At 64.9% G+C, this 24,506-nt stretch carries 22 protein-coding genes; 11 read left to right on the forward strand and 11 right to left on the reverse strand.

The features are described 5' to 3' along the window. Positions 1-88 precede the first annotated feature (88 nt). The 5 genes from HZZ16_RS04880 to HZZ16_RS04900 all read right to left on the reverse strand — a co-directional run bounded on the left by HZZ16_RS04880 (position 89) and on the right by HZZ16_RS04900 (position 4,292). Positions 89-1,375: a DUF445 domain-containing protein gene (locus tag HZZ16_RS04880; protein ID WP_197947384.1), complete on the reverse strand. Its 1,287-nt coding sequence runs from the start codon at positions 1,373-1,375 to the stop codon at positions 89-91. 199 nt (positions 1,376-1,574) lie between these two features. Next, positions 1,575-2,030, reverse strand: coding sequence for a phasin (locus HZZ16_RS04885; RefSeq protein WP_197947385.1), 456 nt, complete (start codon positions 2,028-2,030; stop codon positions 1,575-1,577). Between the two features lie 212 nt (positions 2,031-2,242). After that, the gene (locus HZZ16_RS04890) at positions 2,243-2,836 is read right to left on the reverse strand and encodes a GNAT family N-acetyltransferase (protein ID WP_197947386.1); all 594 of its coding nucleotides are present in this window, start codon (positions 2,834-2,836) and stop codon (positions 2,243-2,245) included. Beyond that, the gene (locus HZZ16_RS04895; protein ID WP_197947387.1) at positions 2,833-3,915 is read right to left on the reverse strand and encodes a PHA/PHB synthase family protein; all 1,083 of its coding nucleotides are present in this window, start codon (positions 3,913-3,915) and stop codon (positions 2,833-2,835) included. The genes HZZ16_RS04890 and HZZ16_RS04895 overlap by 4 nt, the downstream gene beginning before the upstream one ends. After that, positions 3,912-4,292: a hypothetical protein gene (locus tag HZZ16_RS04900; RefSeq protein WP_172784029.1), complete on the reverse strand. Its 381-nt coding sequence runs from the start codon at positions 4,290-4,292 to the stop codon at positions 3,912-3,914. Before HZZ16_RS04900 ends, HZZ16_RS04895 begins: the two co-directional genes overlap by 4 nt. Before the next feature lie 162 nt (positions 4,293-4,454). On the opposite strand from HZZ16_RS04900, the gene HZZ16_RS04905 reads away from it, so the two are divergent. Both HZZ16_RS04905 and HZZ16_RS04910 read left to right on the forward strand, forming a co-directional pair. Beyond that, positions 4,455-5,369, forward strand: a complete 915-nt coding sequence (locus HZZ16_RS04905; protein WP_197947388.1) for an alpha/beta fold hydrolase — start codon at positions 4,455-4,457, stop codon at positions 5,367-5,369. Positions 5,370-5,491: 122 nt separating this feature from the next. Next, positions 5,492-5,953, forward strand: a complete 462-nt coding sequence (locus HZZ16_RS04910; RefSeq protein WP_197947389.1) for a nuclear transport factor 2 family protein — start codon at positions 5,492-5,494, stop codon at positions 5,951-5,953. 127 nt (positions 5,954-6,080) lie between these two features. On the opposite strand, the gene HZZ16_RS04915 is transcribed toward HZZ16_RS04910, so the two are convergent. The 6 genes from HZZ16_RS04915 to HZZ16_RS04940 form a co-directional block, all read right to left on the reverse strand. Then, on the reverse strand, positions 6,081-6,755 hold the full coding sequence (locus HZZ16_RS04915; protein ID WP_197947390.1) for a spermidine synthase: 675 nt from the start codon (positions 6,753-6,755) through the stop codon (positions 6,081-6,083). Positions 6,756-6,785: 30 nt separating this feature from the next. Then, complete coding sequence (locus HZZ16_RS04920; protein WP_197947391.1) at positions 6,786-10,025, reverse strand: bifunctional cytochrome P450/NADPH--P450 reductase; 3,240 nt, start codon at positions 10,023-10,025, stop codon at positions 6,786-6,788. 131 nt (positions 10,026-10,156) lie between these two features. After that, entirely contained in the window at positions 10,157-11,152 is a 996-nt protein-coding gene (locus tag HZZ16_RS04925; protein WP_197947392.1) for an alpha/beta fold hydrolase, read from the reverse strand. A 10-nt stretch (positions 11,153-11,162) separates the two neighbouring features. Then, a complete protein-coding gene (locus HZZ16_RS04930; protein ID WP_197947393.1) occupies positions 11,163-12,713 on the reverse strand; it encodes a WS/DGAT/MGAT family O-acyltransferase in 1,551 nt (516 codons plus the stop codon). A 46-nt stretch (positions 12,714-12,759) separates the two neighbouring features. Beyond that, entirely contained in the window at positions 12,760-13,560 is an 801-nt protein-coding gene (locus tag HZZ16_RS04935) for an esterase/lipase family protein (RefSeq protein ID WP_197947394.1), read from the reverse strand. After that, entirely contained in the window at positions 13,560-13,817 is a 258-nt protein-coding gene (locus HZZ16_RS04940; RefSeq protein ID WP_197947395.1) for a DUF6489 family protein, read from the reverse strand. The genes HZZ16_RS04935 and HZZ16_RS04940 overlap by 1 nt, the downstream gene beginning before the upstream one ends. A gap of 324 nt (positions 13,818-14,141) precedes the next feature. Between HZZ16_RS04940 and HZZ16_RS04945 the strand changes: the two genes are divergently transcribed. The 9 genes from HZZ16_RS04945 (at position 14,142) to HZZ16_RS04985 (ending at position 24,496) form a co-directional block, all read left to right on the forward strand. Next, positions 14,142-15,737 (forward strand): ABC transporter substrate-binding protein, encoded by a 1,596-nt coding sequence (locus HZZ16_RS04945; RefSeq protein WP_197947396.1) that lies wholly within the window; start codon positions 14,142-14,144, stop codon positions 15,735-15,737. A 104-nt stretch (positions 15,738-15,841) separates the two neighbouring features. Beyond that, positions 15,842-16,822 carry an ABC transporter permease gene (locus tag HZZ16_RS04950; protein WP_197947397.1) on the forward strand — a complete coding sequence of 327 codons (981 nt, stop codon included), beginning with the start codon at positions 15,842-15,844 and terminating at the stop codon, positions 16,820-16,822. 10 nt (positions 16,823-16,832) lie between these two features. Continuing rightward, positions 16,833-17,804 carry an ABC transporter permease gene (locus HZZ16_RS04955; RefSeq protein ID WP_197947398.1) on the forward strand — a complete coding sequence of 324 codons (972 nt, stop codon included), beginning with the start codon at positions 16,833-16,835 and terminating at the stop codon, positions 17,802-17,804. Between the two features lie 13 nt (positions 17,805-17,817). Then, complete coding sequence (locus tag HZZ16_RS04960) at positions 17,818-18,804, forward strand: ABC transporter ATP-binding protein (protein WP_197947399.1); 987 nt, start codon at positions 17,818-17,820, stop codon at positions 18,802-18,804. Next, positions 18,801-19,790: an ABC transporter ATP-binding protein gene (locus tag HZZ16_RS04965; protein WP_197947400.1), complete on the forward strand. Its 990-nt coding sequence runs from the start codon at positions 18,801-18,803 to the stop codon at positions 19,788-19,790. The genes HZZ16_RS04960 and HZZ16_RS04965 overlap by 4 nt, the downstream gene beginning before the upstream one ends. A gap of 88 nt (positions 19,791-19,878) precedes the next feature. Then, entirely contained in the window at positions 19,879-21,684 is a 1,806-nt protein-coding gene (locus tag HZZ16_RS04970) for a gamma-glutamyltransferase family protein (RefSeq protein WP_197947401.1), read from the forward strand. Positions 21,685-21,693: 9 nt separating this feature from the next. After that, positions 21,694-22,404 (forward strand): DUF1028 domain-containing protein, encoded by a 711-nt coding sequence (locus HZZ16_RS04975; RefSeq protein WP_197947402.1) that lies wholly within the window; start codon positions 21,694-21,696, stop codon positions 22,402-22,404. Then, positions 22,401-23,390, forward strand: coding sequence for an ABC transporter ATP-binding protein (locus HZZ16_RS04980; protein WP_197947403.1), 990 nt, complete (start codon positions 22,401-22,403; stop codon positions 23,388-23,390). The genes HZZ16_RS04975 and HZZ16_RS04980 overlap by 4 nt, the downstream gene beginning before the upstream one ends. Then, on the forward strand, positions 23,390-24,496 hold the full coding sequence (locus HZZ16_RS04985) for an ABC transporter ATP-binding protein (RefSeq protein ID WP_210342356.1): 1,107 nt from the start codon (positions 23,390-23,392) through the stop codon (positions 24,494-24,496). The genes HZZ16_RS04980 and HZZ16_RS04985 overlap by 1 nt, the downstream gene beginning before the upstream one ends. Positions 24,497-24,506: the final 10 nt, after the last annotated feature.

Here is a 24,506-nt window from a genome sequence, read left to right on the forward strand (position 1 = left end):
CTAGGCGGCCGGTTCCCAACATTCAAGCGGCAGGGACGCGCGGCGACAATAGGCCCGCGCGTTAATGCTAACGGCCGTGACGCAAAAGTCACAACAATCGGAGCAGGGATTCTACGGTGTAGAGCGCGAGCCCGGCGAGCCCGCCGATCAATGAGCCATTGAAGCGGATGTATTGCAGGTCGCGGCCGATGTTGATCTCGATCAGCGAAATCAGCTGCGTCATATTCCACGCCTTGACCTGATCGGAGATGAAGGTCGAGACGCCGCTCTTCTGGTCTGCGACGAAGCTGCGCAGTACGGTCACGAGACCCTTGTTTATCTCGCCGCGCAGCTCGGCATCGCTGGCGAGCGCCTCGCCCGCCGAGACGAACATCCCGGCGAGATGATGTTGCAGCACCTGCGTCTCGCCGCTCGCGCTGCGCTCGATGAAGGAGCGGGTGTTGGCCCAGACGGTGCGCGCGAGATCGGCGAGCTCGGGCCGCGCCAGCAGGTCGCGCTTCAATCCGTCGATGCGGTCGATATAGGACTGGTCGGTGCCGAGCCGGTCGACGAAGCTCAGCACCATGCGGTCGAACTCGCCGCGAAACGGATGCTTGGGATCGCTGCGCACTTCGTTGAAGAAGGCGGTGGCGGAGGCCACGATCTTGTTCACCAGAAACTTGTCGGCGCGATAAAGCTTGAGCAGGGTCGGCAATTCCGCGCGCACCTTCTCGCGGATCATCGCCATCGTCTCTGCCTGGTTCAAGGTCTCGTGCATCACGCGCAGGAGATCGTCGAACAGGATCTGGTGCCGTCCCTCCGCGACGAAGCCGCGCAGCGTGCCGGCCGCGAGAGGGGCAAGGTCGATTGCCTGGAGCTGCGAGGACATGCGGCGGATGATGAATGTCATCAGGCCGGAGCTTTCGGTTGCGGACACGGCCTCCGGCAACAGACGCAGCGCAAAGCGCGCGAGGTCGTCGCTGCGCTTGCGGTCGCGCAGCCAGTCGGCGACGAAGGAGCCGAAATCGATCTCCTTCAGCTTGGCCTCGACGGGACCCGCCTCGAGAAAATGCACCTGGATGAATTCGCCGAGCTTGTCGGCGATGCGGGCCTGGTTGCTCTGGATGATCGCGGTGTGCGGGATCGGCAGGCCGAGCGGCCGTTTGAACAGCGCCACCACGGCATACCAATCGGCGAGCCCGCCGATGGTGGCGGCTTCCGCAAAGGCGGCAATGAAGCCGAACACCGGATGCACGGGCAGCAGCCACTTTGCGATGACGAACAGTGCCAGCGTCGAGGCCAGCACCAAAGTCGCGAGCGCCTTGACGCGGCGGAGCTCGGCCGCGCGTGCGGCATCGCCGGGGGTGTCGAAGGAGAAGGTGACAGACGAGTCCATGACTGCATCACAGTACTCGTCATTGCGAGCGAAGCGAAGCAATCCAGAATCTTTCAGAGGAAAGACTTTGGATTGCTTCGTCGCATCAGCGCAAAATTGCTGCGCAATTTTGTCGCGAGCTCCTCGCAATGACGGCGTCGCAGAAAAACAAAGGCCCGCCGAAGCGGGCCTGAAATTCAGTTTGTGCTCAGGCGCCGGATCAGGCGGTCTTGCTGTAGACCTTGGCGAAATTGTCCTGAGCGGACTTCGCACCGTTGGCGGCGAGCTTGCCGAGATAGTCGGCGGTCGCCTTGGCGCGGGAGACGAACACTTCGCCGCGGGAGCGGAGCAGGCTCGACTGGATCTCGACGGCTTCGCTGACCGACTTGGCGGACGCGAGCTTGTCGATGCCCGAGAAGAACGCCTCGGCGTCCTCGTAGATCGCCTGCTGGATGTTGCGGCTGATCTTGCCGGCCTCGGTGATGGACTCGGTCACCGCGTTCTCGACGGCGGCGGTCACGCGCTCGGAGCCAGCGAACACCTCGGCAGCACGATCCTTGGCGGTGTTGGCAGTCTTCTTGACGAATTCGCGGGCGGCCTCGGGAACTTCCAGGTTCTGGATGTTCTTGAAAGCGTCCTTGAAGCCCTCGAAAGCGGAGTTGGTTTCAGTGGTCATGGGGTTCTCTCCATCCTCAATGGTCTGAGCTATGGGCTCACCCCGTCCGCATTGGCCCGGGGCACTGCTTATATGGCACGGTTAATTGTGCGGCGCAATAATCGTATTGCACTGCGATATCACGAAATCGTGAATAGCTTGAATGAGAGGCACCGTGATGCCTCTCTGGCGATGGGAACTCGATGATCGGCTCGATCCGGCCCTAATGCCGGCTAGTGCTGGACTGCGCCTGGCAGCCCGTATGCCTCCATCTGAGCCTGGACCTGCGCGACGTTATGGCCGAGCACGACGATGTCGTGGGTCTTGCCGTCGACGTCACGGACATGGTCCCGCAGCAGGGCCTCGGCCTTGAAGCCGAGACTCTCGAACAGGGCGATCGCCGCCTGCTGATCCACCGTCATCTGGACCGAGAGCTTTTCCAGGCCCGCGCCGAGCGCGAGCGCAAACGTCTCCTGCGACAGCGCCTTGCCCACGCCCTTGCCGCGGACCTCGGGCGAAACCACCATCCGGATCTCACCGACATGGGGCGACCAGGAATGAGGATCGCGCACCAGCGTGCCGCAACCAACGACCCTGCCCTCTCTCACCGCTAGCAGGCTCTGAATCGCTCCGCGCTCAATCTCCTTGACCCAGGCCGAAAGCACCTTCGGCTCACTGATGTTGCGCGGCAGGAACAACAAATCGTGAGTCGGCAGGCCCTTGCCGAAGGCCAGCACCGCGGCCTCGTCGGCGGGCGACATCAGGCGGATCTCGATAGCGCCGGCATCGGTTGCGACGTGGCGTGGATAGGAACGCTGCTCGCTCATGTCGATCTCTTTCCCAGCCAGGAATCCAGTTTCGGCCACAGCCGCTTCACCGCGTTGGCGCCGGCGACGAGCGAGACGTGACCGCCCTTCAGGATCACCTCTTCCTTGTCAGTCGAGCCGATCTTGGCGATCAGGTGCTTGGCGGCCTCATAGGGCACGATGTGATCGTGCTCGGCGACCGCATGCAGGATCGGCACCGTGATGTTCTCGAGCTTGGCCGCGCGGCCGCCGACCGACATGGTGTCGTTGAACAGCTTGTTGTCCCACATCAGGTCCTTGGTGATGGTGCGGAAATATTCGCCGGCGAGCGGCAGCGTGTCCGTCGCCCAGCGGTCGAACATGCGGTACGACTTCACGAACTCGTCGTTCCAGATGTTTTCCCAGAGCTGGATCTGGCCCACCGTGCGCGAGGCCGGGCGCAGCATCTCGAACGAGGACAGGATCATCTCCGGCGGCACGTTGCCGACGCTGTCGACGAGGTGGTCGACGTCGAAATAGCGGCGGTCGGAGAAGTTCGAGAACAGCTTCATCTCGCGGAAATCGATCGGCGTCGTGAAGCAGATCAGATTCTTCATCGGCCCGTCCTGGTGGATCGAGCCGTAGAGCAGCGATAGCACGCCGCCAAAGCAATAGCCGATGACGGAAACGTCCTGCTCGCCGGAATCGGCTTGCACGCGGCGGACGCAATCGGGGATGAAGTCGAGGACATAGTCCTCCATGCGCAGGCTCTTCTCCTCCGGCCGCGGCGCGCTCCAGTCCAGCATGTAGACGTCGTAGCCGCGTTTCAGCAGGAACTCGATGAAGCTCTGGCCGGGTACGAGGTCGAGGATGTAGCCGCGGTTCGTGGTTGCCATCACGATCAGCACCGGCACGCGGTAAATCTCGTCCGTCATCGGCCGGTAGTGATAGAGGCTCATGGTGCCGCGCGAGTGCAGCACGTCCTTTGGCGTCGAGCCGAGCGAGGGGCCTGAGGTCGAGAAATATTCGACGCCCTTGATGCTGCGCTGAATCGCGCGCTGCACCTCGGACTGGATGCGCTCCGGGATTGAGGCAAGATCAAGTCCCGCCGGCGCGTTCATTTTTGGTCTCCGCCTTCGGACGGCGGACGTTTGGTGCGCGGCGGCCGCGGCGCCGCGCCGGGTTGCTGCGCGCCCGAATTGGCCGACATCTGGCTCAGCATCGACTTGATCTCGCCGAGTTGGCCTTCGATCGACTGGAGCCGTTCCGCAATGCCGGTCATCTGCTCGCGGCTCGGCAGGTTCATCGAGAGCAGGTATTTCTCCATGAGATCGCCGAACTGCTTCTGAGCACCTGCAGCTACGCCGCCGGCGCGGTTCATGGCCTGCGAGAATTCGGGCGTCTCCATCGCCTTGGTCGCGAAGGAGTTGAAACCCTTCTCCATTTCGCCGACCATCTTCTGCCACAAGGCGACCGGATCGGTGATCTTGTCGGTCATCAGCGTCCTCCCAATGCGGAGGGCTTTGCACCCTTCTTGTCCCGCCATACCACACCGTTGCGCGGTGCCGGTCAACCGGCAAGCAGCCGGCGCAGCGTCGGACATGCCGCTTCTTCGCGGAACGAAACCGTGCGATACAGCATCGGTCAGCAGGAGGGACCCGTGACCGCCCATCACCCGCCCCAGACCGTCCGCGCCAACGGCATCGACATCTGCTACGAGATCTTCGGCAACGAGAATGCCGAGCCGCTGCTGCTGATCATGGGTCTCGGCGCGCAGATGATCCATTGGGACGATGCGTTCTGCGAGCAGCTCGCCGCACGCGGCTTCCGCGTGATCCGCTTCGACAATCGCGACATCGGCAAGTCGAGCCATCTCACCGGCGGCAAGCGGCTGACGCCGTTCGAGCTCTTGAAGCTGCGCTTGTTGCGGATTCCCGTCGCCGCCACCTACAAGCTGATCGACATGGCCAGGGACACGGTCGGCCTGATGGATGCGCTCGGCATCAAATCGGCGCATCTCGTCGGGGCGTCCATGGGCGGCATGATCGCGCAGGAGGTGACGCTGTCGTTTCCGCATCGCGTGCGCTCGCTGACCTCGATCATGTCGACCACCGGCAATCCGCGTATACCGCCCCCGACCCGCGAGGCCGCCGCGATGCTGATGGCGCCGCCGCCGCGCAGCAAGGAGGAGTTCATCGTCCGCTACGGCCAGACCTGGAAGGTGCTGCGCGCCGGACATTTCCCGGAAGAGGAAGCGCTTGATCCCGGCCGCGCCGAGCGGGTGTTCGCGCGCGGGCTCAATCCGGCCGGCGTCGGCCGCCAGCTCCGCGCCGTGCTCGCCTCCGGCAGCCGCAAGGAGCGGCTGCACGCCGTGAAGGTTCCGACGCTCGTGATTCACGGCACCGTCGATCCCTTGGTCCGTCCCGAAGGCGGCAAGGACACGGCCGCGTCGATCCCTAACGCAAAGCTGCTGATGATCGAGGGCATGGGCCACGCACTGCCGATGCGCTTCTGGCCGGAGATCATCGGGGCGATCGACAAGCACGCGCATGGCGCGGCGGCGCAGGCCGCCTAAGCCGGCCGGTCTCCTCCCGGTGACCATGTGAGCTGCCGGTGCCTGTCTTAACGGGGGTTCCGATGAAGGCTATAGAAGCCGTCTCAGACGCCAATCAGAGGCTGCGGCCTCTCGGAGCTCACATGCATTTCATCATCCGATCCGCGGCAATGGCGGCTTCCATTCTCATGTTGTCTCTCGCTGGCGGCGCCGCGATGGCCGCCAGCGCGCAGGAAGAGGCCAACCGCCAAACTGTGCTGGCCTTCTATGAAAAGGGGCTCAACCAGAAGGACGCCGACGCCGCCCTCGCCTATGTCGGCAACCGTTACGTCCAGCACAATCCAACCGCTCCTGATGGTCCGGACGGCTTCCGGAAGTTCATCGGCTTCCTGCGCGAGAAGTTTCCGAACTCGCGCAGCGAGATCAAGCGCAGCTTCGCGGAAGGCGGCTTCGTCATCCTGCACGTTCATTCGGTTCGCGAGCCCGGCACCAGGGGCCGCGCGATCGTGGACATCTTCAAGCTGGAGAACGGCAAGATCGTCGAGCATTGGGACGTCGTTCAGGAGATTCCTGAAAACCCGGCGAACGGCAACACGATGTTCTGACATCGCAGCTGCGTAGGGTGGGCAAAGGCGCGCGCTCTTCGCGCGCCGTGCCCACCATCCATCCGCATCCTCGTTGGAGGCGGTGGGCACGCGCTTCGCTCTTCGAGCTACGGCCGCTTTGCCCACCCTACTGTTTCTTCGCGATCCAGATCACGTGGCGCGCGCCGCCGCCTCTGCCGGTGGCGCGAACATTGACTTCGTTGACGCCGAAGCCGGCGCGCTTGAGGCGCCCCGTGAACGCCGGATTGGGTCCCGACGACCAGACGGCCAGCACGCCTCCCGGCCGCAGCGCCGCCTTCGCCGACGAGAGCCCGCCGGCGTCGTAGAGCGCGTCGTTGCCCTTCCGGGTCAGCCCCTCGGGTCCGTTGTCGACGTCGAGCAGGATGGCGTCGAAGCCTGAACGGTTGGCCCGGATGACTTCGCCAACATCGATCTCGCGAATGCTCACCCTGGCATCATCAAGGCTGTCGCCAAAGACCTCCGCCATCGGGCCCCGCGCCCAGGCAACGACCGACGGGACCAACTCGGAGACCACGATTTTCGCCTGAGCTCCAAGCACGGCCAGCGCCGCGCGCAGCGTAAAACCCATGCCGAGGCCACCGATCAGGACGACCGGCTTGGCAACCTTCTCGATCTGCCTAGCGGCAAGCGTCGCCAGTGCCGCTTCGGAGCCCGACAGGCGGCTGTTCATCAGCTCGTTGCTGCCGAGCTTGATGGAGAACTCCTTGCCCCGCCGCATCAGGCGGAGCTCCTCGTCGGAACCAGGGATCTTGGCGGTGTCGATTTTTTCCCAGGGAATCATGGGCGAGGTTTAGCACGAACCGATCGGCAATCACCCTCCCGCCCAGACGTCCAGCACATACCTGTTGTTCGCGCCCATCGCCTCGATCCAGCGCGCGCCGGCAGCAGCATCACTGCCGCTCTTCTCGCGATGGATCGCGACCAGCGCGGCCTTCACGTCGGGCTCCATCTTGCCGCCGTCGCCGCAGACATAGATGATCGCGCCCTGCTCGATCAGCGGCCAGACCTTGTCCTTCTGCGCCGCGAGCACGTGCTGCACATAGGTCTTCGGCCCGTCCGCGCGCGAGAACGCGGTGAACAGCTCCGTGATGCCGCTCGCCGCCAGCGCCTTCAGTTCCTCCGCGTAAAGAAAATCCTGCTCCGGATGACGGCAGCCGAAGAACAGCATGGATGGACCGAGGATCGCCCCCTTCGCCTTGCGCGCGGCGCGCTCCTGGAGGAAGCCGCGGAACGGCGCGAGTCCCGTACCCGGACCGACCATAATGATCGGCACGGATGGATCATCCGGCAAGCGGAAGCCCGCCTTGGTCTCGCGCACGGTGGCATAGATCGTATCGCCCGCCCGCCGGTTGGCGAGATAGTTCGAGCAGATGCCCTTGTACGTACCACGGCCGGAGGCCGCCGGCCCTTCGACTACGCCGACGGTGACGCTGCAACGCGCCGGGTCGACCGACGGCGAGGACGAGATCGAGTAATAGCGCGGCGCCAGCAGCGAGAGCATTTCCAGATAGACGTGGAACGGCAATTCGCAGGCCGGATATTCGAGCAGCAGGTCGAACACCGATTTGCGTTTGGCTAGGATCTCGGAGCGATAGCGCTCGAGCGGCTCCGCCTCCTCGCCGACGAAGGCCAATAGCTTCGGCTTGGTGACCGGGCAGCGGGTGTGCTCGGCCATGATCTGGATCTGCTTGCGGGTCGCGACCTGCTGCAGCTCGACGAACTCGCTGAGCAGGCGGCCGACCGAGACGGCCTCGCCCACCGGCAATTGCGCGCGTCGGCCTTCGGCGACCTGGAGCCTGATCTGATCGGCCGGCAAAAAGCCGAAGCGGCGGGCCACCGAATCAACCAGCGTCGGATCGTTGCGCGGAACGACGCTGAGGTGATCGCCGACGCGGTAGCGGACATTGGCCGGCAGCTGCACCTCGATGTGGCGCGTCGAGCGCTCGGAAGGATTCGCGCCGGACTTGTTCTGGAGCTCGTCATTGACCAGCACCTTCATCGCCACCGCGCCGCCCTGTGCGACGATGGTGTTGACGGCGGTCACCGCGACCGGCTCGATCGCATAGAGCGGATCGTCCTCGGCGGTGCGGGTGAAATTCCAGTCGATGCCGAACTCCTTGGTCGCGACTTGCGCGGCCGCGGGGAACCATTTCTGGAACTGGCCGTCGAGATCGCTGCGCGCATCGCCCTCGCCGCGCGGATAGACCGCGCGCGCGCCGTGCGCCGACAATTGCTCGTCGATGAAGCGCGGCACCGATTGATAGGTCGCCGCCCAGTCGCTGTTGCCGCAGCCGAACACGGCGTAGCGCACGCCGGCGAAGGCATCCTTCGGCAGATCCTCGCCGAGCCATTTCACGAACTGCGTCGCATTGTCCGGCGGCGCCCCGTTATAGGAAGCGCAGATGATCAGCACGCCGCCCTGCTGCGGCAGCTTGCCGACATAATCGTCGAGCGGGCCGAGATGCACGGCAAAGCCGTTGATCTCGGCGAGGTCCGCCATGCGCGTTGCGAGCTCCTCGGCGGTGCCGAGATTGGAGCCGTACAGCACCAGCATCGGCGTGTTGTGGCCGGGCCGCGTGGTGGGCTGACGCTGCGCCTTTGGCGTCGAGGAAGCAGCCGCAACGGGCCCGCCATAGGCGCCGCGCTCGCGGTCGGCACGCGGCCGCACCTTGATCTTGAAGCCTTCCGGCTTGATGGTCAGCGTCTCCTTCAGGTGCATCTGGTAGCGCTGGTGGTCGATCAGCTTGAAGCGCTGCAGGATCATGCCGAGCGCGAGCGCTGCCTCATGCATGGCGAAGCCGCGGCCGATGCAGGCGCGCTGACCGTTGCCGAACGGCTTCCAGGCATTGATCGGCCGTTTTGCCTCCGCCTCGCGGCTGAAATTCTCGGGGTCGAACGCATCCGGGTTGGGACCCCACACGCTGGGATCGCGATGCAGCGCCGTCACCAGGATGGTGACGAACGTGCCCTTCCTCAGCTTGTACTTGCCGCCGCCGATGGTCTCGTCGTTCAGCGGCGTGATGCCGTAGGCCGGCGCCGGCGGCCACAACCGCAGCGACTCCTTGAGGATCTGCGTGATGTAGGTGAGCTGCGTCACCTGCTGATAGGTCGGCTTGGCGTTGACGTCGGGGCCGAAGACGCGGTCGACCTCGTCATAGGCCTTCTTGAGAATCTCCGGGTGCTTGAGCAGCGCATAGAGCGTGTAGGACAACAGGCCGCTGGTGGTCTCGTGCCCCGCGATCAGGAAGGTGTTGATCTGGTAGCGGATATTGACGTCGTCGAGCTGCTCGCCGGTCACGCGGTCGACGCCGGTCATCATCGCAGCGAGCATGTCCTTCTTGTCGTCGACGCCTTCCGCGCTCTTGCGCCGCTCGGCGATGATCTCGTCGACCATCTTGTTCATGAAAGCGACGTCTTCGGCCAGCGTCTTGCGCCGCTTCTGCATCCAGAGCTGCTCGAACGGCAGGCCACGCGTCATCATGATGGTTTCGAGCGAGCGCACCAGCGACTCGACGAAAGGATGATAGTCGCGCCGGTAGAACGAATTGAACCGGTAATCGAAACCGCACAGGCCGATCGTATCCAGCGTCAGCGCGGTCATGTCGTGCACGACGTCGATCTCGTCGTCGGCATTGAGCCGCTCCCATTTCTGGACGAGCTGCTCGGCGATGTCGACCATGCTTGGGTGATAGGACTGCATGGCGCGGTTTCCGAAGGGCTGCAGCAGGATGTTGTGCGCCTTGCTCCAGTTCGGCTCGCGGGTGTCGGCGGTGAACAGGCCGTCGCCGCCGACCGCACGCACGCGCCGCAGCGCGCCGCGCACCGTCTTGTCGAACCGCTTCTCATCCGAGAGCTCGTCGACAAGATCGTGGCCGGAGACGACGACGATCGGCGAGCCCATCATGTCGAGCCAGAAGATCGGACCAAGCTCCTTGGCGAGCCGCGTCAGGTGTTGCACGGGAGCGGCCGCATCCAGCGACAGCATGTTGCCAACCACCGGCTTGCTGGGCGGCTGCGGAATCGGGTCCAGACGGTTCTTGGATGACGACATTAAATGCGCTTCCCCCTGCTTTACGTCATTCCGGGGCGATGCGCAGCATCGAACCCGGAATCTCGAGATTCCGGGTCCGGTCCTTCGGACCATCCCGGAATGACGTCTCATCTACATCGACGACCGCGTCGTCACCCGAACCGCCTTCTACGCCATTCGATCAGCTTGGCGCTGACCTCTTCCGGCTTCTCCTGCTGCGTCCAATGGCCACTGTCCTTCACCAGATACTTTTCGAGATCGGGAATCAGCTTGTCCATGCCGTCGGCCGCCGAGGGCGGCAGCACGGCATCGTTCTCGGCCATGATCATCAACGAGGGCACGTGGATGTGGTGGTCCAGCCCCTTCGCGCGCTCCCAGTTGCGGGTGAAGTTGCGGTACCAGTTGATGCCGCCGGTGAAGCCGGTCTTCGTGAAGGTGTCGACGAACACCTTCTTCTCGTCAGCCGACAGGATCGGCGTGCGCGGATCGACCTTGGCATCGTACGCCGCAATCATCTGCGGAAAAGCCAGATTGGTCTTCGACGAGGCGCCGACACCCGCGATCGGCGGCTCGTCCGGTTTCGTCGCCGGCTTTGCCAGCGGTTTGCGCATGAAGGCGTCGAAGGTCTGCTCGACCCGGCTGCCGAAGATCTTGTCCGGCTCGCGCGCGGGATCCTGGAACTGGACGATGTACATCTGGTCGCCGTAACGCTGGCGGAATAGCACGATCGGGTCAATCGGCATGCGGTCCCAATGCGGCGTGTTGACGCCGATGACGCCGGCGACGCGCGTGGGATGCCGCAGCGGCATCTGCCAGACGACGAAGCCGCCCCAGTCGTGACCGACGAAGATCGCCTTCTCGATCCCGAGATGATCGAGCAGACCGACGAGATCGCCGGTCAAGTGCTCCATGTCATAGGCTTCGACCGGCTCGGGCCTGTCGGTCGCGCCGTAGCCGCGCTGGTCGGGCGCGATCACGCGGATGCCGGCCTCGCCCAGCGCCTTGATCTGATGGCGCCAGGAGAAGGCGAGCTCGGGCCAGCCGTGGCACAGCACGAGCGGCGGCTTGTCATCGGCCGGGCCCGCCTCGTAATAGCCCATGCGGATTCCGTTCGTCGTCGCGAACTTGAGCGGCGGCATTTCAATCATTGCAAATTCCTTACTCCGCAGCGCCCTTGATATCGGTGGCCGGCGGCGTGTACGCCGCCTCCAGCGCGGCGAACTCCTCGGGCAGCATGTCGCACATCACCTGCACATGCGGAATGATGTTGGCGCCGACGATGAAGCCGAAATCGAGCTGGTCGCGATAGCTTTGCACGGTGATGTTGAGTGCCTGCCCGTGGGTCGAGATCGACACCGGGAAGATGTGCAATAGCTCGGCGCCGGCGGCATAAAGAGTCTGCCGCGGCCCGGGCACGTTGGACACGGTGATGTTGGCCGCGGGCGGCAGCACGTCGGAAAGGTTCGAGCGGCTATAGAGCAGCGCCAGGATCTGCACCATGATCGGCGCGCCCAGCATCGAGATGTTGGAGACCTGCGGCATCAAGGCCCGCAAAGGATGCGACATCTCCTTGGACTTGGTCGATTGCGCGATGATCGCCTCGAGCCGCGCCTTGGGATCCGCGACGTTGGTCGCGATCGAGCAGATCATGCCGAACACCTGGTTGTTGGCCTCGGTGTTGCCCTCCTCGCGCAGCGAGATCGGCACCGCGGCGGTCAGGGATTTCGCCGGCAGCGTGCCATATTGCAGGAGATAACGGCGGACCACGCCGGAGGCGAGCGCCAGCACCACGTCGTTGAGCTTGCCGCCGGCCTGCTTGGCCAGCGCCTTGGCCCGTGACAGCGGGATCGACACGCCGGCAAAGCTCCGCTCCGACGAGATCGTCTTGTTGAGCATGGTCGGCGGCGACACCATGCTGGCAAGGCTCTCGCGCGACCTGGGATCGGCGATCTTGCCGAGCACGTCGGAGACGCTCTTGAGCACGGTCGGGATGTTGCCGGCAAAGCGCACCGCGCTCTCGATCTGGTACATCGCGTTATCGAACAGGATCGATCCGATATCGCTCTTGCCGGTGCGCGGCAGCTGCAGGTTCTTCGCCGCTTGCGAAGCCTCCAGCGGCTGGCTGAACAGCTGCTGGTAGGAATCGAGCAGGTTGGCGGCGATGTCGCGCGGCTCCTGCCCTGGCTTGCTGCCCGCGGTTGGCGGATCGACCTTCCGCGGGATCGGCGAGATGTCGTAGATCATGTTGGTCAGCGCCGCTCCGGCGCCGCCGTCGATCGCGGCATGGTGCATCTTGGAATAGAGCCCGACCTCGTTGTCCTTCATGCCCTCGAACACGTAGAACTCCCAGAGCGGGCGGGCGCGGTTCAACAGCTTGGCATGCATCCAGCCGACGATGCGCTCGAGCGTGGCGCGATCGCGCGGCTGCGGCAGGCTGGCCCGGAAGATATGGCGGTCGATGTCGAACTGGTCGTCCTCGACCCAGGAGGGATGATCGATGTCGAGCGGCGCCTTCTCCAGCCGCGCCTTGAGAATTGGCGCGATGTGCAGGCGCGAGACGATCATCGCCTTGAAGTCTTCGAAGAAATCGCCGTTGTAGTCGTCAGGTAGGCGGAAGATCGCCATGCTGCCGACATGCATCGGCATCTCCGGTGTTTCCAGATAGAGAAACGACGCGTCAAGCGACGACAGCTTCTTACCGTCAGCCATGGTTCCCTCCGAGAATGTTCGCCGGGCGCCTTGGTGGCGCTTCTCGTCAGGCCGATACTGCCCGGTCCGGCGGGGCATATGCAATGGCAAACGGCCCCGCCCGGTCAAATGGCCAGAAGTCTCCCTCCGGTTGCGCCAGGCGGTCGGCCACGGCCCACAGCACCGCCGGGTTCACGCCGAGACCGATATGGCTCGCCAGCAGCACCTCGATGTTCTCGGCACGGTCGGAGGGGCGCAGCAGACAGGTCCGCCAGTTCACGACGCCGTCGGCGCGCGAATAGATCGATGTTGCCGGCACCGGCAGATCGCCGGCAATCGCCTCGCGCGCTTGCGCAAAGTCCTCCACCTTCTCGCCGGACAACGTCTCGTAGAGCCGCGTGGCGTTGGTGGCCCGCACGTCGTTGGCAAAAGGGCTGCCGAGCGTGACGACGTAGCGGACCTTATCGGGCGCCCAAAGCGCGAGATCGCGGGCATAGACGCCCCCTAAGCTCCACCCGACCAGGCTGACCTTGTGTCTCGTGGCGGCATGGATTTCGGCCAAGCGCATGCGCAGCGAGTCCCGCATTCGCCCGAGCCCGCCGAGATTGCGGCCCATTCGCCAGGCATGCGCCTCATAGCCGAGCTCGCTGAGATAGCGCCGTATCGGCACCATCGAGAGGTCGCTGGCGAGAAAGCCCGGCAGCGCCAGCACCGGATGGCCGTCGCCCCGCGGCGCCCGCATCAGGAGCGGCGACAGCAACAGGCTCGCATTCAACTCGAATAGCCCACGGGCCTCAGCCAGCAGCAGGCCGAGACCCGGCGGACGGAGCCGGCCTTCTTGCAGCGCCCCGTCCGCTCCGGGCGACACTATTTCTTCTTATCGCCGCCGCGCGTGCCGCCGAGGCCGGCCATGGCGACGAACATGTCCTGAAACCGCTCGGCGATCTTGGGATCGAAGGTGAACCAGCTCTGGATCAGCGATTCCGGCGACACCTTCTCGATGTTGCTCAAGACCTGCTGCTGCAGCTTCTCCATCACGGCCGTCTGCATCGGCGCCACGTCGGGCAGACCGAAGAACTGGCGGGCTTCGAGGGGGGTGCAGTCGATTTCGATGTTAACCTTCATGTCCCCTCCAGATGAGATTCGAGCGACCTCTCGGAGTATCACCGCGAGAAGGTCTGCAACGCAAGCGACCTGAGGGGAAGCCGTACGGACTGGCTTCCCGATCGACTGGTATGGTCAATCAAAATTGGCCGGCCCGCGACCACACAGAAGCAAGCCTGGCCGCCCGCGGGGATTGCCGGGCAGCATTGCTGCACAGCGGTGCAACTTGGCGCGTTCCTTGCTGGAATGGCGCTTGCACGGGTCGAGAACTCTGGGCAACATGGATCAGTCAGCCCCGCCGAACAATCAAAAATCACCGGCGCGGCAGTGTGGAGAGGGTCAAGAATGTCAGTCGGTCAAAGTCTGTTTGCGGCGGCGCTCGCCGGTACGCTTGCGTTGGCGGTCTCGCCAGCATCGAGCCAGACGCTACGTTATGCCAACCAGGGTGACCTGAAGTCGCTCGATCCCTATACCCTGAACGAGAGCACCACCCACGCCCATCTCGGCCACGTCTATCAGGGCCTCACCGCGCGCGACAAGGACCTCAAAATCATTCCGGCACTGGCGGAAAGCTGGGAAACGCCGGAGCCGACCCGCTGGCGATTCCATTTGCGCAAAGGCGTGAAATTCCACAACGGCAATCCCTTCACGGCCGACGACGTGCTGTTCTCCGCCGATCGCGTTCGCAAGAAGGGGTCAAACATGCAGACCCGCCTTGCGCCCGACGTGAAGGTCGTGAAGGTCGACGACTACACCGTCGACTTCGTTCTGCCCTCGCCCAATCCCATCCTGCATAATGCGTGGGATGTCTGGTACATCATGAACAAGAAATGGGCCGAGGAGAACAACGTCGTCGATCCGACGCCGGTGGCGGCCACCACGCCGAGCTACGCCTCGCTCAACGAGAACGGCACCGGTCCCTTCATCATTGAAAGCCATCAGCCCGGCGTGAAGACGGTGTTCAAGGCCAATCCCAATTACTGGGGCAAGGTCGAAGGCAATCTCAAGGAGATCATCTTCACCCCGATCGCCTCCGATGCCACCCGCGTCGCGGCGCTGCTCTCGGGCGAAGTCGACGTGATCGAGCCGGTGCCGATCCAGGACATTTCCCGCGTCGATTCCAGCCCGAACGCTCAGGTGCTGAAGGGGCCGGAGCTGCGCACCATCTTCATCGGCTTCGACCAGATGCGCGATGAGCTGCTGTACTCCAACGTCAAAGGCAAGAACCCGTTCAAGGACACCCGCGTCCGCGAGGCCTTCTACAAGGCGATCGACATCGAGCTGATCAAGACGCGCGTGATGCGCGGCCTGTCGACGCCGTCGGCGCTGATGATCGCGCCGGAACTGTTCGTGCTGTCCAAGGAGTTCACGCGGCCGAAATTCGATCCTGACGGCGCCAAGAAGCTCCTGACCGAAGCCGGTTACCCCGACGGCTTCGAGGTCACCATGGACTGCCCGAACGACCGCTACGTCAACGATGCCGCGATCTGCCAGGCCGTGGTCGGCATGCTCGCCCGCATCGGCGTCAAGATCAATCTCCTGGCGCAGCCGAAGGCGCAGTACTTCGCCAAGGTGCTGAAACAGGGCGGCTACCAGACCTCGTTCTACCTGCTGGGCTGGACCCCGAGCACGATGGACTCGCACAACGTGCTCTACGACATCATGGGCTGCCGCGACGATGCGAAGTCCTCGCGCGGCGAGGCCAATCTCGGCGGCTATTGCAACAAGGAGTTCGACGCCATCACCGACAAGGTGCTGGTCGAAACCGACACCGCCAAGCGCAACCAGCTGATCAAGCAGGCCTACGAAATCGGCATGAAGGACTGGGCCTACATTCCGCTGCACCAGCAGGCGCTGGCCTGGGGCGTATCGAAGAAGGTCAACCTGCCGCAGCGCGCCGACAATCTCGTCATGTTCCACTGGGCGACCAAGAAGGAATAGCATCGGTTGAACACGAGGTCCCGGCGGCATCTGCCTTCCGGGATCTCTCCTTTTCCGGCCGCCAAGGACGTCGGCCGTACGCTCACCCAAGGAAAGTGGAAGGCATGCTCGCTTTCACGCTTCGCCGCGCCGTTCAGGCCATCGGCGTCATGTTCGCCGTCGGCATCATCGCGTTCTCGATGTTCCGTTTTGCCGGCGACCCCGTCAACCAGATCGTCTCGATCGACACATCGGCCGCCGAGCGGGCGATCGTGCGCAAGTCGCTCGGCCTCGACGACCCCGTACCGGTGCAGTTCGTGCGCTATTTCGCCGATGCGGCGCAGTTCAAGTTCGGCGTCTCCTACCAGTTCCGCCAACCGGTCGCGGCCCTGTTGATGGAGCGCATGCCGGCGACGCTGGAACTTGCGATCTGTGCGACCGTGTTTGCAATGGTGTTCGGCATCCTGATGGGCGTCTATTCAGCGCTCAAGCGCGATACCGTACTGGCCAAATTATTCCAGGCGGTCTCGCTGATCGGCATCTCGCTGCCGACCTTCCTGATCGGCATTCTCCTGATCTATCTGTTCGCAGTGACATTGGGCTGGTTGCCGTCGTTCGGCCGCGGTGAGGTAGTCAAGCTCGGCTGGTGGACGACGGGCCTGCTCACGGTGTCGGGACTGAAGGCACTGATCATGCCTGCGATCACGCTCGGCCTGTTCCAGATGACCTTGATCATGCGGCTGGTGCGCGCGGAGATGCTGGAAGTGTTGCGGACCGACTATATCCGCTTCGCCCGCGCGAGGGGGTTGACCACGCGTGCCATCCATTTCGGCCACGCGCTGAAGAACACGCTGATCCCGGTGATCACCGTAGCCGGGCTTCAGTTTGGCTCGGTTATTGCATTTTCGATCATCACCGAAACCGTGTTCCAATGGCCGGGCATGGGGCTTCTGTTCGTCCAGGCCGTGCAAAACGTCGACATTCCGATCATGGCCGCCTACCTGCTGATGGTTTCACTGATCTTCGTCACCATCAATCTGGTGGTCGACATCCTCTACACGGTGGTCGATCCGCGCCTGCGCTCGACCGTCGGTCGCGCCGCATAGGGCAGCCTGCATGTCCGACGCAGTCGTCTCCAATTCCGACAAGCAAAGCGCGCAGCCGGTGCAGGCCGCCCATGGCTGGTTCAGCCGCACGCTCGACAGCGACCTGTTCTATTCGTTCCGCCGCTCCAAGCTCACCATGGTGGCTGCGGCCATCACGGTCCTGTTCTTCCTGCTTGCGATCTTTGCGTCCGTGCTCGCGGTGCAGAACCCGTTCGACCCGGCACAATTGCAATTGATGAATTCGCGGATTTCACCGCTCTGGACCACGGACGGTCAGAGCCCGTTCCTGCTCGGCACCGACGAGCAGGGCCGCGACGTGTTCTCCGCCATACTCTATGGCATGCGCATCTCGCTCGCCGTGGGCGTCGCCGGCGTGATCTTCGCCGGCGCGCTCGGCATCGCGCTCGGCCTGATCGCCGGCTATTTCGGCGGCGCAGTCGACGGCGTGATCATGCGGATCGCCGACGTGCAGCTCACCTTCCCAGCCATCCTGATCGCGCTCCTGGTCAACGGCATCGCGAAGTCGATCCTCGGCAACCGGCTGGACGCCACCAGCATGCTGGCGGTGCTGGTGATCTCGATCGGCCTGAGCTTCTGGGTGGGCTATGCCCGGACTGTGCGCAGCTCCGTGATGGTGGAGAAGAACAAGGACTACGTGGCCGCCGCGCAGCTGATCGGCCTGCCGGCGCCGAAGATCATGTTGCGACACGTGCTGCCGAATACGATGGGCCCGATCCTGGTCATCGCCACCATCAACCTCGCGCTCGCCATCATCACCGAGGCGACACTGTCCTTCCTTGGCGTCGGCCTGCCGGACACCATGCCCTCGCTCGGCACGCTGATCCGCATCGGCAACAATTACCTGTTCGCCGGCGAATGGTGGATCGTTGCCTTCCCCGGACTCGCGCTCGCGGCGCTGATCCTGTCGATCAACCTGCTCGGCGACTGGTTGCGCGACGCGCTCAATCCGAAGCTTCGATGAATACGCCTCGTCCATGACCGAACCCGTCCTTTCCGTACGCGATCTTCACGTGGAGTTCGCCTCCCGCCGCGGCACGCTGCGCGCCATCGACGGCGTCTCGTTCGACATCGCCAAGGGCGAGGTGCTCGGCGTCGTCGGCGAGTCCGGAGCCGGCAAGTCCGTCACCGGCCTGTCGGTGATCGGTCTGATCGATCCGCCCGGCCGCATCGCCGGCGGCGAGATTCATCTCGCGGGCCTGCGCATCGACAATCTGCCGCCAGAGGAGATGCGCCGTATCAGGGGCAAGCGCATCGGCATGATCTTCCAGGATCCGCTGACATCGCTGAACCCGCTGTACAAGGTCGGCGACCAGATCGTGGAGACGATCCGCACCCATCTCAATCTGTCCGAGTCGGCCGCCCGCCGCCGCGCCATCGATCTGCTCGCCGAAGTCGGCATTCCCGCGCCGGAGAAGCGTATCGACGGCTATCCCCACGAGTTTTCTGGTGGCATGCGCCAGCGCGTCGTGATTGCGCTCGCGATCTGCGCCGAGCCCGAGCTGATCATCGCGGACGAGCCGACCACCGCGCTCGACGTCTCCGTACAGGCGCAGATCATCTCGCTGATCAAGCGACTCGGCCGCGACCACGGCACCGCGGTGATGCTGGTGACCCACGACATGGGCGTGATTGCCGAGACCTCGGACCGCGTCGCCGTGATGTATGCCGGCCGTGTCGCCGAGATCGGCCCGGTGCAGGACGTCGTGAAGAATCCGCTGCACCCTTACGCCAAGGGCCTGATGGGCGCGATCCCGACACTTGCCGGCGAGGACAAGCGCCTGGTGCAGATCCCGGGCTCGATGCCTCGCCTGTCGGCGATCCCACGCGGCTGCTCGTTCAATCCGCGCTGCGCCTTCGCCTTCGATCGTTGCCGTGTCGAGCGGCCGGAGCCGCTGCCGCGCGGCGCGCAATCCGTTGCCTGCCACCTCTATGACGATGTGCCGGCGGAGAGCGTGGCATGAGCGCTCCCTTCGTCCAGGCCACAAACCTGCGCCGCGTCTTCGACGTCTCGAAGCCCTGGCTCAACCGCGTGCTCGAAGGCGGGCATCTCGAATATCTCAAGGCGGTCGATCACGTCACCTTCGACATCAGGAAGGGCGAGACATTTGCCCTGGTCGGCGAGTCCGGCTCCGGCAAGACCACGGTGGCACGCATGGTGGTCGGCCTGCTGCCGCCAAGCGCCGGCGACGTACTGATCGACGGCATCTCCATGACCGACCCGCGGCAGGCCCTCGCACGGCGGAAGCTGCGCCGCCGTATCCAGATGATCTTCCAGGATCCTTATGCGAGCCTGAACCCGCGCTTCCGGGTCGATGCCATCATCTCCGAGCCGATCCGCGCCTTCGACCTGATCCAGGGCGAGCGCGACATCCAGGCCCGCGTCGGCGAGCTGCTCAGCCTCGTCGGCCTGCATCCGGACGACCGGTTGAAATACCCGCACGAATTCTCCGGCGGCCAGCGCCAGCGCATCGCGATCGCGCGGGCGCTCGCCTCCGATGCCGAATTCATCGTCTGCGACGAGCCGACCTCGGCGCTCGACGTCTCCGTGCAGGCGCAGATCCTCAACCTGATGCGCGACCTCCAGGACAAGTTCGGTCTGACCTACATGTTCATCAGCCACAACCTCGCCGTGGTGCGCCATATGGCGAGCCGCGTCGGCGTGATGTATCTCGGCCGCATCGTCGAGATCGCGGAAGGACGCGAGCTGTTCGCCAACCCGCGCATGCCCTACACCAAGATGCTGCTCGGCGCCGTGCCTGATCTTGCCATGAGCGGCCGCCAGCGCATTCCGGTCAAGGGCGAGATCCCGAACCCGATCAATCCGCCCTCCGGCTGCGCCTTCAATCCGCGTTGTCCGCTGGCGTTCGATCTCTGCCGCAAGGAGACGCCGGAATTGATCGATGGCGTCGCCTGCCACGCGGTCAACACCGCGCCGGTCCCAGCTTGACGCGCGCGTGCCATGCGGCCTGCGCATTTGGCATACCAGCATCGGCTGTGATCAATTGCGCGCGCCGGAAATAAGGTGGTGAAGTCCCATGGGCAGCAATATCAATCCCGATCCGTTCACGACGAGGCCCGAGATCGAGGGCACGTTCGGGGTCGTCGCCTCGACGCACTGGATTGCGACGGCCGTGGGCATGGCCATGCTGGAAAAAGGCGGCAATGCCTTCGATGCCGGCGTTGCGACCGCCTTCACGCTCCAGATAGTCGAGCCGCATCTGAACGGTCCCGGCGGCGACGTGCCCATCATCGTGCATGACGTCAAGCGCGCCCGCACCGAGGTGATTTGCGGTCAGGGCCCGGCACCGGCGCGCGCCACCATCGCGCATTACAGAAGCGAAGGCCTCGATATGGTGCCGGGCACGGGCCTGCTCGCCGCCTGCGTCCCGGGCACCTTCGAATCCTGGATGATGCTGCTGCGGGACTACGGCACGATGCGGGTGCGTGACGTGCTGGAGCCGGCGATCTCCTATGCCCGCGACGGCTATCCGCTGGTCGAGCGCGCCTGCGCCACGATCCAGACCGTGGAGCAGCTGTTCCGCAAGCACTGGCCGACCTCGGCCGCCGTCTACCTTCCGAACGGCGAAGTGCCGAAGCCGGGCAGGCTGTTCACCAACAAGACGCTGGCTGCGACCTACGCCCGCATTCTCAGCGAGGCCGAGAGCGGCGGCGGCGGCCGCGAAGCCGAGATCGAGCGCGCCCGCAAAGCCTGGTCGCAAGGCTTCGTCGCGGAGGCCATCGACAAGTTCTGCCGGACGCAGGAGGTGATGGACGTCAGCGGCTCGCCGCATCGCGGCGTGCTCTCCGCCGACGACATGGCGCGCTGGCAGCCGACGGTCGAGGCGCCGCTCACCTATGACTATGGCCGCTACACGGTCTGCAAGGCCGGCGTCTGGAGCCAGGGGCCGGTGACGCTGCAGCAGCTCGCGCTGCTGCAGGGCTTTGCGCTCGATGGCCTCGACCCGACCGGGCCCGAGTTCATCCATCTCCAGATCGAATGCGCCAAGCTCGCCTTCGCCGACCGCGAAAAATTCTACGGCGACCCCAAGTTCAACGAGATCCCGATCGAAACGCTGCTGTCGGATACCTACAACGACGAGCGCCGCAAGCTCGTCACCGACAAGGCCTCGCTCGATTTCATTCCGGGCTCGGTCGAGGGTTTCGGCGGCGAGGTCAAGCTGCGCCGGGCCGAGGGCCAGCGCGAGGCCGTCGGCGCGCTCGGCGCCGGCGAGCCCACCGTGGGCCGCTTCGGCGAGGTGCGCGGCGACACCGTGCATTTCGACATCATCGACAGGGACGGCAATATGGTGTCGTCGACGCCGTCGGGCGGCTGGCTGCAATCCTCGCCGATCATTCCCGAGCTCGGCTTTTGCCTCGGCAGCCGCGCCCAGATGTTCTGGCTGGAGGAAGATCATCCCGCCGCGCTCGCGCCAGGGAAGCGGCCGCGCACGACGCTCTCTCCGACCATGGCGCTGCGCGATGGCGAGCCTTACCTCGCCTGGGGCTCGCCCGGTGGCGATCAGCAGGACCAGTGGATCACGCAATTCTTCTTGCGCCACGTCCATTGCAACCTCAATCTCCAGGAAGCCATCGACGCGCCGGCCTGGCATTCCGAGCATTTCCCGATCTCGTTCTGGCCGCGCACCGCGCGTCCCGGCGTGCTCGTGGTCGAGAACCGCGTACCGAAGGCGACAATCGAGAACCTGCGCGAGCGCGGGCATATCGTCGAGGTCGGGCCGGACTGGTCGGAGGGCCGCCTCACCGCGGCCTCACGCGTAGGTCGCCGCCGCCGTGCTGCCGCCAATCCACGCGGCATGCAGGGCTACGCGGCGGGGCGCTGAAGGCAGCACATGACCTGGTCGATCATCGCGCGCGATCCTGCCACCGGCCAGTTCGGCATCGCGGTTGCAACCCGCTTCTTCGCCGTCGGCGCGCGCGTGCCTTATATTGCCGCCGGCCTCGGCGCCATCGCGACGCAGGCCTTCGTCAATCCCTATTACGGCATCGACGGCGTCAAGCTGTTGCGCGAGGGCCTCAACGCCCACGACGTGCTCGCCACGCTGCTGGCGACCGATGACGGCCGCGAGAGCCGACAGGTCCACGTTATGGATGCGAGCGGCGCCATCGCCGCGCATACCGGGCGCGACTGCATCGATTGGTGCGGTCACATTGCCGGCAGCGGCTTCTCGATCGCCGGCAACATGCTCACCGGGCCTGACGTGCTCGACGAGACAGCGAAGACCTACATCGCGAGCGACAGCCTGCCCTTCCCGCGCCGTCTGCTCGCGGCGATGCGCGCCGGCGAAGCCGCCGGCGGCGACAAGCGCGGCAAGCAATCGGCCGCGCTCGTGATCCACGGCGAAGAGGAATGGCCGGCGCTGGACATTCGCGCCGACGACCATCCCGATCCACTCGGTGAGCTCGAACGACTTGAGCAAGTCAGCCAGGAGCTCTGGGTACACTTCCGCCCATCCATGCCGACGCGGCAGAACCCGGCCGGCAACACCGATCGCAGCGTCATCGACGCCAGCATCGCTGCGGCGCGCGCGAGACGATCATGAGCGCAAGCCCCCTCATCGAGATCAAGGATCTGCGCATCCGCTTTCATGGCGACGATGGCCGCATCACCCACGCGGTCGACAGCGTCGATCTCAGCGTTGCCAATGGCGCGACGCTCGGTCTGGTCGGCGAATCCGGCTGCGGCAAGAGCGTGACGTCGCTGGCGATCATGGGCCTGCTGCCGAAGCAGAGCGCGGAAATATCCGGCGCGATCCGCTTCGACGGTTTCGACCTGCTGACGACGCCGGACCAGACGCTGCGCGATCTGCGCGGCAACCGGCTGGCGATGATCTTTCAGGAGCCGATGACCTCGCTCAATCCGAGCTTTACGATCGGCGACCAGATCATCGAGACGATCCTGCGTCACCGCGGCGGCTCGCGGAGGAGCGCGCGCGAGCGCGCGATCGAGCTGTTGCGCCGTGTCCACATCCCCTCGCCCGAGCGGCGCATCGACGACTATCCGCACAAGCTCTCCGGCGGCATGCGCCAGCGCGTGATGATCGCGATGGCACTCGCCTGCGACCCGCGCCTGCTGATCGCAGACGAGCCGACGACGGCGCTCGACGTGACCCTGCAGGCCCAGATCCTGGAGCTGATGCGCGAGCTGAAGGCCGCGAGCGGCGCCGCGATCATCCTGATCACCCACGATCTCGGCGTCGTCGCCGAGGTCTGCGACGAGGTCGCGGTGATGTATGCCGGCGAGATCGTCGAGCGCGCGCCGGTCGATGAATTGTTCTCCGCGCCGCAGCATCCCTACACGGTCGGCCTGCTCGGCTCGATCCCGCGGCTCGACCACCGCGCCGAGCAGCTCGCGACGATCGAAGGCATGGTGCCGAACATGGCACAGCCGCCCGCCGGTTGCCGCTTCGCCGCGCGTTGTCCCTTCGTACTCGACGCCTGCACCAGATTGCCGCCGCCGCTGGTCGAAGTCAGCGTCGGCCACCTCTCGCGCTGCATCCGCGCACCGCTCGAATTGCTGGTGTCGTGATGGCGCTCCTCGAAGTCAACGCCCTGGTTAAGCATTTCGTCGCCCGGCGCTCGCTGCTCGGCCGCGCGCTGGCGCACGTCAAGGCGGTCGATGGCGTGTCGTTCTCGCTCGAGGCCGGCAAGACGCTGGCGCTGGTCGGCGAATCCGGTTGCGGCAAGTCCACCGTCAGCCGCCTGGTGCTGCGGCTGATCGAGCCGGATGCCGGCACGATCCGCTTCGACGGCCGCGACCTGCTCGCGCTCGACGCCGGGGCCTTGCGCGCCTTCCGCCGCGAGGCGCAGATCATCTTCCAGGATCCCTACGCCTCGCTCAATCCACGCATGACGGTCGGCCAGATCCTGACCGAGCCGCTGGCGCTGCACGATCTGGTGCCGCCAGCGCGGCGAGCCGAGCGCGTCGCCGAGCTGCTGCGGCTGGTGGGGCTGGAGCCGCGCCTCGCCCGCCGCTATCCGCACGAATTCTCCGGCGGCCAGCGCCAGCGCATCGCCATCGCCCGTGCGCTCGCGGTCGAGCCGAAGCTCATCATCTGCGACGAGCCGGTCTCGGCGCTCGACGTCTCGATCCGCTCGCAGATCCTCAATCTGCTGCGCGAGCTCCAGGACCGGCTTGGCCTCGCCTACATCTTCGTCTCGCACGACCTCGCCGTGGTCAAGCATATCGCCGACCACGTCGCGGTGATGAATCTCGGCCAGATCGTCGAGACGGCGGAAGCCGACGCGCTGTTCGCCGCGCCGCGCCATCCCTACAGCCGCGCGCTGCTGTCCGCGATCCCACTGCCGCAGCCGAAGGCGAAACGAACGACGGTGCTCCTGGAGGGCGAAATCCCGAGCGCGCTCAATCCGCCCGCCGGTTGCCGCTTCCACACCCGCTGCCCGTTCGTAATCGAGCGCTGCCGCAGCGAGCCGCCTGCGCTGCTAGCCGACGGCACGGGCCACGCCACCGCCTGTCACCGCACCGCGGAGCTGCCGTCTGCTGCCGCCATCCTACCCACCGCCGGCGGGTTTTCGCCGGCGCTTGCAAAACTGGTCGCGGCCTTCAGCCAAAAGGCGGAAGGCACGAGCCTCGCCGGGGTTGGTATACAGTGCGCCGCGTCCGCAACGAAATAGCCGAAGCAAT

Origin of the sequence: Bradyrhizobium glycinis (assembly GCF_016031655.1) — a bacterium.
Taxonomy (GTDB): Bacteria; Pseudomonadota; Alphaproteobacteria; order Rhizobiales; family Xanthobacteraceae; genus Bradyrhizobium; species Bradyrhizobium glycinis.

Bases quoted from the DNA above. Each gene is read 5' to 3' on its own strand.
- HZZ16_RS04975 (WP_197947402.1), top strand. From the start codon at position 21,694: ATGACCTGGTCGATCATCGCGCGCGATCCTGCCACCGGCCAGTTCGGC.
- HZZ16_RS04920 (WP_197947391.1), bottom strand. From the start codon at position 10,025: ATGTCGTCATCCAAGAACCGTCTGGACCCGATTCCGCAGCCGCCCAGC.
- HZZ16_RS04965 (WP_197947400.1), top strand. From the start codon at position 18,801: ATGAGCGCTCCCTTCGTCCAGGCCACAAACCTGCGCCGCGTCTTCGAC.
- HZZ16_RS04890 (WP_197947386.1), bottom strand. From the start codon at position 2,836: ATGAGCGAGCAGCGTTCCTATCCACGCCACGTCGCAACCGATGCCGGC.
- HZZ16_RS04880 (WP_197947384.1), bottom strand. From the start codon at position 1,375: ATGGACTCGTCTGTCACCTTCTCCTTCGACACCCCCGGCGATGCCGCA.
- HZZ16_RS04960 (WP_197947399.1), top strand. From the start codon at position 17,818: ATGACCGAACCCGTCCTTTCCGTACGCGATCTTCACGTGGAGTTCGCC.
- HZZ16_RS04910 (WP_197947389.1), top strand. From the start codon at position 5,492: ATGCATTTCATCATCCGATCCGCGGCAATGGCGGCTTCCATTCTCATG.
- HZZ16_RS04895 (WP_197947387.1), bottom strand. From the start codon at position 3,915: ATGAACGCGCCGGCGGGACTTGATCTTGCCTCAATCCCGGAGCGCATC.
- HZZ16_RS04885 (WP_197947385.1), bottom strand. From the start codon at position 2,030: ATGACCACTGAAACCAACTCCGCTTTCGAGGGCTTCAAGGACGCTTTC.
- HZZ16_RS04930 (WP_197947393.1), bottom strand. From the start codon at position 12,713: ATGGCTGACGGTAAGAAGCTGTCGTCGCTTGACGCGTCGTTTCTCTAT.
- HZZ16_RS04945 (WP_197947396.1), top strand. From the start codon at position 14,142: ATGTCAGTCGGTCAAAGTCTGTTTGCGGCGGCGCTCGCCGGTACGCTT.
- HZZ16_RS04985 (WP_210342356.1), top strand. From the start codon at position 23,390: ATGGCGCTCCTCGAAGTCAACGCCCTGGTTAAGCATTTCGTCGCCCGG.
- HZZ16_RS04940 (WP_197947395.1), bottom strand. From the start codon at position 13,817: ATGAAGGTTAACATCGAAATCGACTGCACCCCCCTCGAAGCCCGCCAG.
- HZZ16_RS04925 (WP_197947392.1), bottom strand. From the start codon at position 11,152: ATGATTGAAATGCCGCCGCTCAAGTTCGCGACGACGAACGGAATCCGC.
- HZZ16_RS04950 (WP_197947397.1), top strand. From the start codon at position 15,842: ATGCTCGCTTTCACGCTTCGCCGCGCCGTTCAGGCCATCGGCGTCATG.
- HZZ16_RS04970 (WP_197947401.1), top strand. From the start codon at position 19,879: ATGGGCAGCAATATCAATCCCGATCCGTTCACGACGAGGCCCGAGATC.
- HZZ16_RS04980 (WP_197947403.1), top strand. From the start codon at position 22,401: ATGAGCGCAAGCCCCCTCATCGAGATCAAGGATCTGCGCATCCGCTTT.
- HZZ16_RS04915 (WP_197947390.1), bottom strand. From the start codon at position 6,755: ATGATTCCCTGGGAAAAAATCGACACCGCCAAGATCCCTGGTTCCGAC.
- HZZ16_RS04900 (WP_172784029.1), bottom strand. From the start codon at position 4,292: ATGACCGACAAGATCACCGATCCGGTCGCCTTGTGGCAGAAGATGGTC.
- HZZ16_RS04955 (WP_197947398.1), top strand. From the start codon at position 16,833: ATGTCCGACGCAGTCGTCTCCAATTCCGACAAGCAAAGCGCGCAGCCG.